Here is a 13,891-nt window from a genome sequence, read left to right on the forward strand (position 1 = left end):
GGTCTTCTCTCGCGCTCTGTCTCGGTGTCCGTCGCCTATTCGACGAAGATGGACGGCGACGCGATGTCGCCGCGCCAGGTGAACAGCGCCAGCAGCGGCGCCTCGCGGGTGCGCATGGCGTGCGGCAGGCCGGACGGATGCAGGATCAGCGCGCCCGGCGGCCGGTCGGCCTTGTCGGCGCCGGCCGTCCATTCGGCCGTGCCGGACAGGACGAGATAAAGCTCGATCGCCGGGTGCGCGTGCAGGGGATAGTAGGTGCGCGGCGCCTGCAGCGTCAGGCCGACGACGATGTCCGGCGCGGGGACGAGGCTGGACTTGCCGACGATGTCGGCGAAGCCGACCGAGGCGGCCAGGGCCGGCCAGCGCGGGTCGGGCGCATAGCCGAAGGTCCAGCGCAGCCTGCCCTGGAGCCCCCTGACCGCGGAGGCCAGCGCTGCTTCCGGGCCGGCCTGCGCTGCCGCCAGCGCCGCATCGAGCCAGCCAACGACGGAGCCGGGCTCCGCCGGCATCGTCTGCGACGGGCATGAGGCCGCATCGCCTGCCGGCAGACGGGCACGGACGGCGTCGGCTTCCCACGCCGCCTCCGGCGAGGCGAGCCGCGAAGCCTGGAGCCGCTCGCGCAGCACGGCGATAAAACGCCCGGCGGAATCCAGGTCCGCGGTCATGGGGCAGCCTCCGGGGCCCGACGACGCGCCGGCGGGCGCGCGAGGCCGAGATTGTCGCGCAAGGTCGTGCCGGCATAGGCGCGCTGCACCAGGCCGCGGCGCTGCAGCTCCGGCACCACCTGCGACGCGAACCGCTCGAAGCCGCCGGGCATGTGCGCGGGGGCGATGTTGTAGCCGTCGCAGGCCCCGGCCGCGTGCCATTCCTCCAGCTGGTCGGCGACATCGACCGGGGCACCATAGACGAGGCGGTGGCCGCTGGTCAGCGCGATCGAGCGGTAGAGCTGGCGCAGGGTGAGGCCCTGGCGCTGCGCGGCCGCGAGCACGAAGCTCTGCCGCCCCTTCGGCCCCTCCGTCGCCGGGAGCGGGGGCAGCGGCTGGTCGAGGGGGAAGGCGGAGAGGTCGGTGTCGCCGATCAGGCCGGAGAGAAAAGCCAGGCCCGCCGCCGGAAGCAGGAGCCGGTCGAGGGTCGCGATCTCGTCCTCGGCCTCCGCGCGGCTGCCTGCGACCACCGTCACGACGCCCGGCATGATGCTGAGCGCCTCCGGCGCCCGCCCGTGCCGGACGACGCGGGCCTTGACGTCGTCGTAGAAGGCCTTGGCGACCGGCAGCTCGGACTGGGCGGTGAACAGCACCTCGCCGGTCTCTGCCGCCAGCTCGCGCCCCGCCTCCGACAACCCGGCCTGGACCATGACGGGGCGGCCCTGCACCGGCCGCGGCAGGTGCAGCGGCCCGCGCACCTGGAAGGCCTCCCCCTGGTGGTCGAGGCGGCGCACCTTGGCCGGATCGAAGCAGACGCCGCTCGCCTGGTCGAACAGGTAGGCATCGTCCTCGAAGCCGTCCCACAGGCCGGTCACGACCGCGACGAACTCCCGGGCGAGCGCATAGCGGTCGGCGTGGCGGGGGTGGCGCTCGCGCGAAAAATTCGCAGCCTCCAGCCCCGAGGCGGAAGTGACGAGGTTCCAGCCGGCCCGTCCGCCGCTGATATGGTCCAGGGAGGCGAAGCGGCGGGCCAGGCTGAAGGGATCGTTGTAGGTGGTGCTGGCGGTGCCGATCAGCCCGATGCGGCTCGTCACCATCGCCAGGGCGGACAGCACGGTGAGCGGCTCGAACTTGGCGCTCCAGGTGGTTTGCGACACGGCTTCCAGGCTCTCGTCCCAGATCGCGTTGGTGTCCGCCAGGAAGAAGAAGTCGAAGCAGGCCGCCTCTGCCGCCCGGGCCATGTCGACATGGTGCCGCAGGTTGACGCCGCCGTCGGGAACGGCGCCGGGAAAGCGCCATCCCGCCACGTGGTAGCCGGAGGGATAGAAGGAGAGGCCGAGCTTGAGGCGGCGCGGATGGGTCATCGCGGAATCAACGGCAGGTCAGCGGGAACGGAATGCAGGGGATCGCCCGGCCAGCCCTCGTGCGCCGCCGCCTCGATGAGGCTCGCGGTATAGGCGTGCCGCGGCTGCAGGAAGATCGCCGGGACCGGCGCATCCTCGCAGACCAGGCCATGATGCAGCACCAGCACCCGGTCGGCGAACCAGCGCACCACGGGCAGGTCGTGGGTGATGAACAGCATGGCGACGCCGGTCCGCCGCTGCACGTCCTTGAGCAGGTCGAGCAGCGAGGCCTTCACGGACATGTCGAGGGCGGAGGTGATCTCGTCGCAGACGATGAGCTCGGGTTCCGCCGCAAGCGCCCGGGCGATCGCCACGCGCTGGCGCTCCCCGCCGCTGAGCTCGGCGGGATAGCGCTCGGCGTAAGGCGCCGGCAGCCGCACGTCGGCCAGCAGCCGCGCGACGCGCTGGGCGAGCGGCTCGCCGCTGAGGCCGAGGAGCCGGCGCAGGGGGCGCTCCAGGATGGTGCCGACCCGGTGGCGCGGGTTGAGCGAGCCGTCCGGGTTCTGGAAGACGATCTGCACCTGCTTGAGGACGGCGCGCGGACGCGTCCCGGCGAGGCAGCCGATGTCGCGGCCCTTGAAGGAGAGCCGTCCCTGGTCGGCGGCGAGCAGCCCCGCCACGATCCGCCCCAAGGTCGATTTGCCGCTGCCGCTCTCGCCGACGACGGCAAGGATCTCCCCGGCCGCGAGAGCGAAGGAGACGGCCTGCAGCGCCGGGCTGCCATGGTGCCGGGCGGGATAGCTGTAGGACAGGCCTTCCGCCGCCAGGAGAGGCGCGGGACCGCGCGAGGCCGTGCCGACGATCGCGCCCATCACACCGCCGTCCGCGCGATGACACGCCCGCCGCCGGCGGTGGCCGGGCGGTCGAGCCGCGGCACCGCCTCGACCAGCGCCCGCGTATAGGCATGGTGCGGCTCGGCGAAGACCGTCCGGGTCGCACCGACCTCGACGACCTCGCCGGCCCGCATCACCGCCACCCGCTCGCAGAGATCGGCGACGGTCTCCAGGTCGTGGGAGACCAGCAGCATGGCGATGCCGCGCTCGCGGCAGAGCCGGCGCAGCAGGTCGGTGATCGAGCGGCGGATGATCGGGTCGAGGCCGGTGGTCGGCTCGTCCAGCACGAGCAGGGCGGGCTCGCAGCTGATCGCCAGCGCCAGGGCGATGCGCTGCTGCTGGCCGCCGGAGAACTGGTGGGGATAGCGCGCCGCGGCCGCGGCGGGATCCGCGATGCCGACATCGGCGAGCAGCGCCTCGATCGTCCGGTCCGGGCGCGCATGCCGCGATGCGGCGCGGTGCCGGCCGAGCACCTCCCTGAAGAGCGCACCGATGCGCATGGTCGGCGTCAGCGAGGCGGCGCTGTTCTGCGGGACGAAGGCCAGCCTTGCGCCGCGCAGCCGCTGCAGGCTCGCCCGGTCGGCGGCGAAGAGATCGGTGCCCTCGAACAGGACGCGGCCCGCGGTGATGCGCCGGTCGTCGCGGCGCTCGCCCAGCGCCAGGGACGCCAGCGTCGACTTGCCGCTGCCGGACTCGCCGACCAGGCCGACCGGCTCGCCGCGGCCGACGTCGAGCGAGATCCGGTTGAGGACGCTGCGCCAGGCGCCGGCCTGGCGATACGCCGCATCGACCGCGTCGATCCGCAGCAGGCGCGCGCCGGTCCCGCTCACGCCTGCCCTCCGCCGCGCCGCGCCGGCCCGATGCTCTGCGCCAGCGCATCGGTCAGCAGGTTGACGCTCGTGACCAGCACGGCGATGCCGATCGCCGGGGCCAGGACCGGCCACACCGCCGAGTCGAGCGAGGAGCGCCCCTCGTTGATCATCGATCCCCAGTCCGGCGCCGGCGGCGCGGCGCCGAAGCCGAGGAAGCCGAGCCCGCCGATGAACAGCACGGCATAGCCGGTGCGGATCGAGAACTCGACCAGCAGCGTGCCGGCGACGTTGGGCAGGATCTCGTTGAGGCCGATGGAGAGCAGCCCCTCGCCGCGGGCGCGGGCAGCGGCGACGAAATCCTCGGCGGTGAAGGCCTGCGTCGCGGCGCGCACCACGCGCGCCACGTTCGGCACCGTCAGGAGCCCGACGGTCAGGATCACGGTGACGAGGTCGGATCCGGCGAAGCCGAGCACGAGCAGCGCGACGATGATCGAGGGAATGCTCATGGCGATCTCGAGCAGCCGCATGCCGATCTCGTCCACCAGGCCGCCGCGCAGGCCGAGCAGCAGGCCGACGAGCCCGCCGAGGACGGTGGAGATGGCGGCGGCGCCGCAGGCCGTCGAAAGCACGGTGCGGCTGCCGTAGAGAAGCCGGCTCGCCACGTCCCGGCCGAGCCCGTCCGTGCCGAGCCAGAGCTCTGCCGAGGGCGGATCGAACGGGCCGCCGACGAACACGTCGGTCGGCGCGTTGCGCGCGATCAGCGGCGCGGCGGCGGCAACGATGACGTAGAGGACGAGGACGGCAAGGGCGGCGCGCCCGGTCCAAGGCAGGGACGCGAGGAGCGGGCGGCGGGTCGGCTGCGCGCGCCTCACGACCGCGTCGAGCCCGGGCGTCGTCGACAGGATCGTCATGGCAGCGCGGTCCGGAGCTTCGGGTTGAGCAGGGTCGTCGCCACGTCGGCCGCAAGATTGACGACGACATAGACGGCGGCGAGCGCCATGGCCGCGCCCTGGACCAGCGGCACGTCGTGGTTGCCGATCGCCTCGACCAGCAGGCGGCCGAGGCCGGGATAGTTGAACACCGCCTCCACCACGACGATGCCGCCGACCAGCCAGCCCGCGTTCAGGGCGATGGCGTTGACCGCCGGCCCGACGGCGCTGGGCAGGGCGTGGCGCAGCAGCACCCGGCTGCGGGAGAGGCCGCGCAGGCTCGCGGCCCGGACGAAATCCGACTGCAGGATCTCGATCATCGAGGCGCGGGTCTGGCGCACGACATAGGCGGTCATCACCAGGTTGAGGGTCAGCACCGGCAGCGCCAGCAGCAGGACCACCTGCCCGAAGGACCGGGCCTGGTCGATCAGCGCCAGCGGCGGGAACCAGCCCCAGGCCGTCGACAGCCAGGCCACCAGCGCAATGCCGATGACGAATTCCGGCACGGACATGCCGAGCAGCACCGCGACCGAGAGCAGCGTGTCGACGAGGCCGTCGCGCCGGGCGCTCGCCGCGACCAGCCCGAGGCCGATGCTCAGGGGAATGTGGATCGCCAGCGCCGCGCCGGCGAGCAGGAGCGTGTCGGCGAGGCGGGCGCCGACATAGGGCAGCACCGGGCGGTTCGCCGCCAGGGAGGTGCCGAAATCGCCGTGCAGCACCCCGCCCAGCCAATGGAGGTAGCGCATCGGCGCCGGGTCGGCGAGGTGCAGCCGCTCGCGCAGGGCGGCGAGCGCCTGTGCCGTGGCGTCGCGGCCGAGGATGCGCTGCGCGGCATCGCCCGGCAGGAGCTCGATGGCCCAGAACACCACCGTCGCCACCACCAGCAGCGACAGGACGGCGAAGACGAGCCGTCGCGCCGCCAGGCGAGCGACCGGACCGGGACGAAGCGCCGAGACCGCCATCGTCCGGTCAGGCGCCGATGGAGACGTCGGAGAAATCGAACGTGACCTTCTGGGGATGCACGCGGTAGCCGCGCACGTTGGCGCGGGTGGCGCCGACCAGATCCGCATAGATCAGGACGAGGGCGCCGCCGTCCTCCTGAATCAGCCTCTGGGCCTTGTGGTAGAGCTCGGTGCGGGCCGTCTCGTCCAGGGTCTTGCGCGCCTCGAACACGAGATCGTCGAAGGCCTTGTTGCGCCAATGGGTCTCGTTCCACTCGGCGGTCGACAGGAACTCGAGGGCGAGCGCCTCGTCGGCGGCACGCCCGTTCCAGCCGGTGGCGACGAAGGGCTTCTTCAGCCAGATGTTGGTCCAGTAGTCGGCGGCGGGCGCCTGGATGATGTTGACGCGGATGCCGGCCGCCGCGGCCTGCGCCTTGAACAGCGTCGCGATCTGGACGAGCCCGACATCGGCGGCCGAGGTGTGGAGGTCGAGGTCGAGGCCGTCGGCATGGCCCGCCTCGGCCAGCAGCGCCTTCGCCGCCGCGACGTCGCGCTTGAACGGCGTCTCCGGCAGCCCGTAGGTCTGCCAGGGCGGGACCGGCGTGTCATAGGCGACGGTGCCACGGGTGCCGACGATCGCCTTCAGATACTGCTCCCGGTCGACGACCAGCTTCAGCGCCTTGCGCACGCGCACGTCGTCGAAGGGCGGCACGTCGGTGAAGGCTGCGAGCCCGTGCCAGAACGAGCTGCGTGCCGACTGGATCTTCACGTCCGGGCTGGCTTCAAGCCGCTGCAGCCCGAGGGCCGGCAGCTCGGTGACGATGTCGACCTGGCCCGCCAGCAGGGCGGCGATGCGCGACGAGGGCTCGGGAATGGCGCGCAGCTCCACCCGGTCGACGCGCGGCCGGCCGGGCTGCCAATAATGCTCGTTGCGGACGAAGATGGCGGGCTCCTCGCCGGGGACGTATGTCTCGACCTTGAACGGGCCCGTGCCGATGCCGGCGGTCCGCAGCTGCTCGGACGTCTGCCCCTCCCGGACGATGGCGGTGAAGCGGTTGGCGATCTGCAGCGGGAACTCCACCACCGGCGCATGCAGGCGGAACTCCACGGTGTGGTCGTCGAGGGCGCGGATGCCGTCCGGGTCGATCTGGCTGAGCACGGCGGCGGCGGCGCTGGCCGTCTTCGGATCCACCAGACGCCGGAACGTGTAGATCACGTCCCTGGCCGTGAAGGGCGAGCCGTCCTGGAACTTCACCCCCTGGCGCAGCGCGAAGGTCCAGACGCGGCCGTCGGCGTCGGGCTTCCAGCTCAGGGCGAGCTGGGGCTGCGGCGCGAAGCTCTCGTCGGGAACGACGAGGCGCTCGTAGACCAGGCCCGCCCGCACGGCGTCGTTGTCGTTGTTGCCATAGGCCGGGTCGAGCGTGCCCTTGACACCGTCGGCCTCGCCGGTGGCCACGCGCAGCGTCGTGGCGGCCGCGGCCCGAACCGGGCCGGCCGTGCCGAGCACGGCCGCGCCGCCGAGGGCCAGGGCGCCGACCAGCACGTCGCGCCTGGAGGCAGGTAGATCACGGGTGTCGGCCATCGTCGAAAACCTTGCGGGAAAGGGAGGGAGGCGGCGCAGCGGGGGCGCACGGGGGATAACCATCGTCCACACGTTTCATAAAATCAATATAATTTATAAAATTAGTATATTATTCTCTCTACGCGCTCCAAATGGAGCGAGCATCCCATGCGCTTCGCGCGCTCGTGCCATATTCGCTCTCCGACAGCGGGGGCTTTCGGCCGCCGTGGATATGCCGGCTCCGAACGCCGTCGCGGGAGGCGCCTAAGCCCCGAGGTTCCACGTCGCCGGGCGTGGGGCGCCGCGATCGGGGGTGCCGTTGCGGTCGCGCCCCAACAGGGTAAGGCTGCGGCTCGCGACCGCTCCGGTGGCGAGCGCCACCAGCGACAGGACGATCATCAGCGCCGAGACGGCCGAGATGGTCGGGTTCACCTCGTTGGTGACGCCATCCCACATCATCTTCGGCAGGGTCGTGGCGCGCGAGCCGGACACGAAGATGGCGATCACCACCTCGTCGAACGAGGTGATGAAGGCGAGCAGCGCGCCGACGAGCACGCTGTTGCGCAGGAGCGGGAACAGCACGAAGGCGAAGGCGGGCAGCGGGCCGGCCCCGAGCGTGCGCGCGGCGACGGCGAGCTGGCCGTCGCGCCCCGACAGCGCCGCGCTCACCGTGATCACGACATAGGGCATGCCGAGCACGGCATGCGCCAGCGCCAGGCCGGTTTCGGTGCCGATCAGGCCGAGCGCCGAATAGAGCTGATAGATCGCCAGGGCATAGATGATGTTGGGGACCAGCAGCGGCGACAGCAGGAGCGCGGACAGCGCGTAGCGGGCAAGGCCGCCGAGCCGCGCCGCGCCGATGGCGGCGAGCGTGCCGAACCCCGCCGCCAGCGCCGCGGCGGCGACCGCGACGCGCAGGCTGCGCCAGGTCGCCTCGATCCAGGCCGGGCTCTGCCAATAGGCGGCGTACCATTGCAGCGAATAGCCCGGCGGCGGGAAGGTGAGGTAGCGCGCCGAGCTGAAGGACAGCGGCACGAGCACGAAGGTGGGCAGCACCAGGAAAAGGATGACCAGGGCGGCGAACGCAGCGGCGAGGCGTCCGCGACCGCCGGCTGGCCGCTCGGCCTCGGACCGCCTCGTCCCGTCGGCCCCGCCATGGCTGATCCGGATATAGACGGCGCACAGCACCAGGCAGGCGGCGAGCAGCGCCGTGGCGATGGCCGAGGCGAAGCCGACGTCGAGCAGGCGGTTGACCTGCTGGTCGACGAGCTGGGCGACGAACATGTCCTGCCGCCCGCCGAGCAGCGCCGGGATGATGTAGGAGCCGAGCGAGGCCACGAAGGTCAGCGTCGAGCCGGCCGTGATCGCCGGCACGGAGAGCGGCAGCTGGACGTGGAGGAAGGACCTGAGCGGACTCGCGCCCATGGTGCGCGCCGCCGTGACCAGCGACGCGTCGATGCGGTGGAGCCCGGCATAGAGCGTCAGGATCATGGCCGGCAGCAGGATATGGACATTGCCGATGATGGTGCCGGCCGTGGAATAGGCGAGCGGCAGCGGCGCATCGATCAGCCCGGCCTGCATCAGGAGCGCATTGAGGATGCCGCGCCGCTGCAGGATCACCGTCCAGGCATAGGTGCGCACCAGGGCGCTGGTCCAGAACGGCACCAGGACCATGGCGAAGGCGACGGCGCGCCAGCCGGGCGTGAGCCGCACCAGCACGGCCGCCACGGGATAGCCGAGGGCGAGGCAGGCGAGCGTCACGATCGCGGAGATGCGGAAGGTGACGACGAAGGCGCCCCAGTAGATGTCGTTGCCGGCAAGGCGCAGATAGTTGCCGAGCCCGAAGCCGGGCGTGAACAGGCTGCGCAGCAGGATCTGCGCCAGCGGCGCGACATAGAGCAGGACGAGGAAGGCGACGGCCGGCAGGCACAGGAGCAGCGCCGCCGCCCGCGGCCGGGCATGCAGCGCCGCCACCGCCGCCGCGAGGACCGGGCGCGGCAGCACGGCGGCATGGGCGGGGTCAGCGGGCATCGAGCTCCACCACGTGCGGATCGGCGGCAGACCAGCCGATCTCGATCGTCTCGCCCGGCCGCGGATCCGGCCCGTCGTGGCGGCCCGCCGCCCGCGCCCGCACCAGCTCGCCCCCGAGCTCGACGGTGACGAGCCGGGCAGCGCCCTCGTAGAGTGACGACACCACCCGCCCGGTGAACCGGTTCTCCAGCGCGCGGGCCGCCGCGCCGATCGCCACGTGCTCCGGCCGCACCAGGACGAGCGCGCTCCGGCGGGCGAGCGGCACCGGCTCGTGCGGCCGCAGCGCCACCCGCATCGTCTGCTCGCCGAGGCGCAGGACGAGCCGGTCGGCCTCGGTGCCGAGGACGGGCGCGCTGAACAGGTTCGCCTCGCCGACGAAATCCGCGACGAAGCGCGAGCGCGGCCGCTCGTAGATCTCCTGCGGCGTGCCGATCTGCAGGATGCGTCCGCCGTTCATCAGCGCGATGCGGCTCGACAGCGCCAGCGCCTCGCCCTGGTCGTGCGTGACATAGACGATGGTGAGGCCGAGCGCCTGCTGGATCTGGCGGAGCTCCGCCTTCATATGGTCGCGCAGCTTCTTGTCGAGCGCGCTGAGCGGCTCGTCCATGAGCAGGATGGCGGGATCGAACACCAGGGCGCGCGCCAGCGCCACGCGCTGCTGCTGGCCGCCGGAGAGCTCGGCGGGACGGCGCCCGGCGAGGTCGCCGAGCCGCACCAGCTCCAGCGCCGCGGCGACCTTGGCATCCCGCCCGGCGCGCGGCACGCGCCGCATGCGCAGGGGGAAGGCGATGTTGTCGCGGACGCTGAGATGCGGGAACAGGGCGTAGTTCTGGAACACCACGCCGATATCGCGGTGCTCGGGCGGGACACGGCTGATGTCGCGCCCGGCGAGCGCGATACGCCCCGCGGTCGGCAGGATGATGCCGGCGATCAGGCCGAGCAGCGTCGTCTTGCCCGAGCCGCTCGGTCCGAGCAGGGTGAGGAACTCGCCGCGCTGCACGTCGAGATCGACATGGTCGAGCGCGACCGCTCCTCGATAGGACTTGGCGAGGCCGCGCGCCGCGATGACCGGCTCGGCGGCCGCCGGGGCGGGCGGATCCTGCAGGCCCGCCAGGGGCAGGCGACCGGTCTCTACTGGAGCAGCCACTGGTTGAAACGCTCGTTCACGGCCGCGAAGTTCTCGGCCCACCATTGCGGATCGGTCTGCACCTGCCGGCCCCTGAGCTCAGGCGCGGTTGGCAGCTCGGTGCCGGCCGGGATGAACTGGAAGGCCCGGGTGTTGCTTGGGCCGTAGTCGATCAGCTTGGCGAGGTCGGCCTGCCGCTCGGGGGTGGAGACGAAGGCGAGGAACCGGAGCGCGGCCGGCCTGTTCCGGGAGCCGCGGGGGATGACCCAGGACTGCGAGGTCTGGATCGCCTGCTCCCAGTCCACCGCCACCGGCGCGCCGTCGCGCCGCGCCTTCTGGATGCGGGCATTGCCGGCAGCGGAATAGGCGACCTCGCCGTCGACGAGGAGCTGCTCGGCCTTGCCCGCCGTCTCCCACCAGACATGGACATGGGGCTTGATCCGGTCGAGGCTGCGGAAGGCGCGGTCGATGTCGATCGGATAGAGCTTCACCGGCTCGACGCCGTCGGCCAGCAGCGCGATCTCGAGCAGGTTGACCGGGTTCTTCGGCAGGGCACGCTCGCCGGGAAACCTCGCCACGTCCCAGAACTGGGCCCAGCCGCGGGCCTGCGCCTCGGGCTTCACCTGCTCGGTGTTGGTGTTCAGCGTCGTCGACCAGACGATGCTCGGCACGCTGTGATCGGTGACCAGGGCGGCGGGAAAGTCGGCCCCGGCAATGCCCGCCGCCGCATAGTCCACCGGCTCCAGCAGGCCGAGCCTGGTGCCGCGCAGCACGAAGTCCTGCCCGACATCGACCACGTCCCACTCGACATTGCCGCTCTCGACCATGGCCTGGAACTTGCCGATATCGGCCGGCGACTGCTCGATGATCCGGATGCCGGTCGCCTGGGCGAAGGGCTCGAAGAAGGCCTGGCGCTGGGCGGCTTGGTAGGAGCCGCCCTGGCCGACGACGACCAGGCTTTCCTCCGCCCGGGCGGACCGGGGGAGAGCGGCGATCCCGGCGGCGAGGATCGGCAGGGCGAGCGCTGTCCGCCGTGTGATCGTGGACATGATGGACGATGCCTTTCTGATGGGGGGAGGCTTCACCCGGCGAGCCGGGCGGCCGGATGCGGCGGACGGGTGAGGCCGAGATTCCGGCGCAGGGTGGTGCCGGCATAGTCGGCGTGGAACAGGCCACGGCGCCGGAGCTCGGGCACGAGGAGATCGAGCAGATCGGTCAGCCCCGCGCGGAAATAGGGAGGCATGAGGTTGAAGCCGTCGCAGGCCCCGTCGACGAACCAGTCCTCGATCAGGTCGGCGATATCGTCGGCCGTGCCGACGATCTGGCGATGCCCGCCGGCGCCCGAGGTTTCGTAGAGCTCGCGGATGGTGAGGCCCCGCGCCCGCGCGGCGTCGAGCTGGCCCTTGATGCTCTTGATGCCGTTGGTCTCCGGCAGGTCCGGGATCGGGCCGTCGAGCGCATGGGCCGACATGTCGCCGAACTTCGGCTCCAGCATCGCGTAGATGACCTTGGGATGGACGAGCTCGCGCAGCGTGCGGTGGCGGGCCCGCGCCTCCGCGGCGGTGCGGCCGATGATCGGCAGGATCCCCGGCAGGACCTTCACGGCCTCGGGATCCCGGCCCTCGGCCGCCGCGCGCGCCTTCAGCCCGGCCCGGAAGGCCTGCGCGGCCGCCTTGTCCTGCTGGGCGGTGTAGACGAGGTCGGCGGTGCGGGCCGCGAGCTGCTGGCCGGGCTCCGAGGCGCCGGCCTGGGCGATGACGGGATGGCCCTGCACCGGGCGGGCGACGTTGAGCGGCCCCTTCACCGAGAAGAACTCCCCACTGTGGTCGAGCACGTGCAGCTTGGCCGGATCGACATATTCGCCGCTGCGCTGGTCGCGGCGGAAGGCGTCGTCCTCCCAGCTGTCCCACAGGCCGGTGACGACCCGGACGAATTCCTGCGCGCGCCGGTAGCGCAGGTCGTGCCGGAGCGAGGCTTCGAGGTTGAAGTTCTTCGCCTCCGCCTCGCTCCAGGAGGTCACGACGTTCCAGCCGACCCGTCCGCCGCTGATATGGTCGATGGAGGCGTATTTGCGGGCGATCGCATAGGGTTCGTTGTAGGTGGTCGAGGCGGTCGCGACGAAGCCGATCCGCGTGGTCGCCGCCGCCAGGGCGGAGATCAGCGTGAGCGGCTCGAACTGGTCGATCTTGCCGATGTAGCGCAGCGCCTCCGGGTCGTCCGCCCCCTGCCGGACGGCGGCCCCGTCGGCGAAGAAGATAAAATGGATCTTCGCGGCTTCGGCCGTCAGCGCCAGGTCGCGCCAGAAGGCAAAATCCAGCGACGTATCCGCCGGAGCGCCGGGATAGCGCCAGCCGGCGGAGTGGGAGCCGTTGGCGGTGACGCTGAGGCCGAGGATGAGGCCGGTTCGCTTCGTGCTCATGCTGGTTCTCGAACGATGCTGCCGGGTCAGGCGGCGGTGATGCGCCGGTCCGCTCGATCGGCTTCGGCAACGGCGGCGCGCAGATGGGGGATGAGGTCGCGGCCATAGGCACGGGCATCGGCGGCGATGTCCCAGCCCCTGAGGTAGAAGGCGCGGGCTCCGGCCCGGTAATAGTCGAGATAGCCGCCCACCACCTGCTCGCGGGTGCCGACCAGCGTGGCCGTCGAGCCGCCGCGCCCGACCAGGCGCGTGAAGCCGAGCCAGAGCCGCCCGTCATGGACATCGGCGCTGCGGGCGATGTCGTCGAGCTTGCGCGCCCCGACCGAGTCGGCCTTGGCGGCGGCCTGCAGCAGCGCGGCCGGGGCGCGGCGCGCGGCCTCCAGCTCCGCCGCCGCGGCGTCGTAGATGGCCTGCGTCCGCGCCCAGGCTGCCGCTTCCGTCTCGCCGACGACCGCACGCAGCGAGACGCTGATCGCCGGCTCGCGGCCGCGGGCCCGGCCGAGCGCCAGGATTTCCCGGATGGCGTCGCGGGTCTGCGCCAGCGGCTCGCCCCAGATCATGTAGGTGTCGACCCGGCCGGGGCCCGCCGCCATCGCTCCGGCGGAGGAGCCGGCGAAGCTGAGCACCGGCGTCGCCAGCGGACGCACGCTGCTGTAGCCCTGCCGCACGCGGTAGTAGGGGCCGTCATGATCGAACGGCGCCGGGGCCGCGAAAGCCTGGCGCAGCACGTCGATATAGTCCGCGGTCCGCCGGTAGCGCTCGTCGTCCGGCAGGGTGTCGCCGTCCCGCTGCAGCTCGCCGCCCGCCGCGCCGGTGATGATGTGCAGGCCGACCCGGCCGCCGCCGCTGAGCCGGTCGAGGGTGATGGCCTGCCGGGCCGCGACGGTCGGCTGCACGAAGCCGGGACGATGGGCGACCAGGACCTTCAGACGGCGGGTGACCCGCAGCACATGCGCGGCGATCAGCAGCGCGTCCGGCCCCCAGGAGCCCTGCCCCACCAGCACCCGGTCGAAGCCCGCCTCCTCATGCGAGAGCGCCGCCTCCTCGACATAGGCCAGGTCGAAGTCGTCGGACCACCACAGGCCGGTGGTCTCGGTCCGCCGCGTATGGGGGACATAGCCGATGATCTCGACGGGCATGAGGGCGTCTCGATGGGCATGAGCACAGGCGATTTCATAATATGAAATCGCAT

The 13,891-nt window shown here is 72.0% G+C and carries 12 protein-coding genes; all 12 read right to left on the reverse strand.

Annotated features, from left to right (window positions below):
* Window positions 1-35: 35 nt before the first annotated feature.
* Window positions 36-665 carry a dimethylsulfonioproprionate lyase family protein gene (locus tag QO011_RS24160; RefSeq protein ID WP_307277627.1) on the reverse strand — a complete coding sequence of 210 codons (630 nt, stop codon included), beginning with the start codon at window positions 663-665 and terminating at the stop codon, window positions 36-38.
* Window positions 662-2,008: an LLM class flavin-dependent oxidoreductase gene (locus QO011_RS24165; protein ID WP_307277629.1), complete on the reverse strand. Its 1,347-nt coding sequence runs from the start codon at window positions 2,006-2,008 to the stop codon at window positions 662-664. The genes QO011_RS24160 and QO011_RS24165 overlap by 4 nt, the downstream gene beginning before the upstream one ends.
* Window positions 2,005-2,859 carry an ABC transporter ATP-binding protein gene (locus QO011_RS24170; protein WP_307277630.1) on the reverse strand — a complete coding sequence of 285 codons (855 nt, stop codon included), beginning with the start codon at window positions 2,857-2,859 and terminating at the stop codon, window positions 2,005-2,007. The genes QO011_RS24165 and QO011_RS24170 overlap by 4 nt, the downstream gene beginning before the upstream one ends.
* Window positions 2,859-3,710 (reverse strand): ABC transporter ATP-binding protein, encoded by an 852-nt coding sequence (locus tag QO011_RS24175; RefSeq protein ID WP_307277632.1) that lies wholly within the window; start codon window positions 3,708-3,710, stop codon window positions 2,859-2,861. Before QO011_RS24175 ends, QO011_RS24170 begins: the two co-directional genes overlap by 1 nt.
* Window positions 3,707-4,603: an ABC transporter permease gene (locus tag QO011_RS24180; protein ID WP_307277635.1), complete on the reverse strand. Its 897-nt coding sequence runs from the start codon at window positions 4,601-4,603 to the stop codon at window positions 3,707-3,709. The genes QO011_RS24175 and QO011_RS24180 overlap by 4 nt, the downstream gene beginning before the upstream one ends.
* Entirely contained in the window at window positions 4,600-5,583 is a 984-nt protein-coding gene (locus tag QO011_RS24185; RefSeq protein ID WP_307277640.1) for an ABC transporter permease, read from the reverse strand. Before QO011_RS24185 ends, QO011_RS24180 begins: the two co-directional genes overlap by 4 nt.
* A 7-nt stretch (window positions 5,584-5,590) precedes the next feature.
* A complete protein-coding gene (locus tag QO011_RS24190; protein WP_307277643.1) occupies window positions 5,591-7,144 on the reverse strand; it encodes an ABC transporter substrate-binding protein in 1,554 nt (517 codons plus the stop codon).
* 243 nt (window positions 7,145-7,387) lie between these two features.
* Window positions 7,388-9,154, reverse strand: a complete 1,767-nt coding sequence (locus QO011_RS24195) for an ABC transporter permease subunit (protein WP_307277645.1) — start codon at window positions 9,152-9,154, stop codon at window positions 7,388-7,390.
* Window positions 9,144-10,301, reverse strand: a complete 1,158-nt coding sequence (locus QO011_RS24200) for an ABC transporter ATP-binding protein (RefSeq protein ID WP_307277648.1) — start codon at window positions 10,299-10,301, stop codon at window positions 9,144-9,146. Before QO011_RS24200 ends, QO011_RS24195 begins: the two co-directional genes overlap by 11 nt.
* Entirely contained in the window at window positions 10,286-11,329 is a 1,044-nt protein-coding gene (locus QO011_RS24205; RefSeq protein ID WP_307277651.1) for an ABC transporter substrate-binding protein, read from the reverse strand. The genes QO011_RS24200 and QO011_RS24205 overlap by 16 nt, the downstream gene beginning before the upstream one ends.
* 32 nt (window positions 11,330-11,361) lie before the next feature.
* Window positions 11,362-12,699 (reverse strand): LLM class flavin-dependent oxidoreductase, encoded by a 1,338-nt coding sequence (locus QO011_RS24210; RefSeq protein WP_307277653.1) that lies wholly within the window; start codon window positions 12,697-12,699, stop codon window positions 11,362-11,364.
* Between the two features lie 26 nt (window positions 12,700-12,725).
* Window positions 12,726-13,838, reverse strand: coding sequence for an LLM class flavin-dependent oxidoreductase (locus tag QO011_RS24215; protein WP_307277656.1), 1,113 nt, complete (start codon window positions 13,836-13,838; stop codon window positions 12,726-12,728).
* Window positions 13,839-13,891 lie beyond the last annotated feature (53 nt).

Source organism: Labrys wisconsinensis, from assembly GCF_030814995.1.
Classification (GTDB): domain Bacteria; phylum Pseudomonadota; class Alphaproteobacteria; order Rhizobiales; family Labraceae; genus Labrys; species Labrys wisconsinensis.

What these genes read in the sequence shown, in the direction of transcription:
- QO011_RS24160 (WP_307277627.1), bottom strand. Translation starts at nt 665, where the DNA reads ATGACCGCGGACCTGGATTCCGCCGGGCGTTTTATCGCCGTGCTGCGC.
- QO011_RS24165 (WP_307277629.1), bottom strand. Translation starts at nt 2,008, where the DNA reads ATGACCCATCCGCGCCGCCTCAAGCTCGGCCTCTCCTTCTATCCCTCC.
- QO011_RS24170 (WP_307277630.1), bottom strand. Translation starts at nt 2,859, where the DNA reads ATGGGCGCGATCGTCGGCACGGCCTCGCGCGGTCCCGCGCCTCTCCTG.
- QO011_RS24180 (WP_307277635.1), bottom strand. Translation starts at nt 4,603, where the DNA reads ATGACGATCCTGTCGACGACGCCCGGGCTCGACGCGGTCGTGAGGCGC.
- QO011_RS24185 (WP_307277640.1), bottom strand. Translation starts at nt 5,583, where the DNA reads ATGGCGGTCTCGGCGCTTCGTCCCGGTCCGGTCGCTCGCCTGGCGGCG.
- QO011_RS24190 (WP_307277643.1), bottom strand. Translation starts at nt 7,144, where the DNA reads ATGGCCGACACCCGTGATCTACCTGCCTCCAGGCGCGACGTGCTGGTC.
- QO011_RS24195 (WP_307277645.1), bottom strand. Translation starts at nt 9,154, where the DNA reads ATGCCCGCTGACCCCGCCCATGCCGCCGTGCTGCCGCGCCCGGTCCTC.
- QO011_RS24205 (WP_307277651.1), bottom strand. Translation starts at nt 11,329, where the DNA reads ATGTCCACGATCACACGGCGGACAGCGCTCGCCCTGCCGATCCTCGCC.
- QO011_RS24210 (WP_307277653.1), bottom strand. Translation starts at nt 12,699, where the DNA reads ATGAGCACGAAGCGAACCGGCCTCATCCTCGGCCTCAGCGTCACCGCC.
- QO011_RS24215 (WP_307277656.1), bottom strand. Translation starts at nt 13,838, where the DNA reads ATGCCCGTCGAGATCATCGGCTATGTCCCCCATACGCGGCGGACCGAG.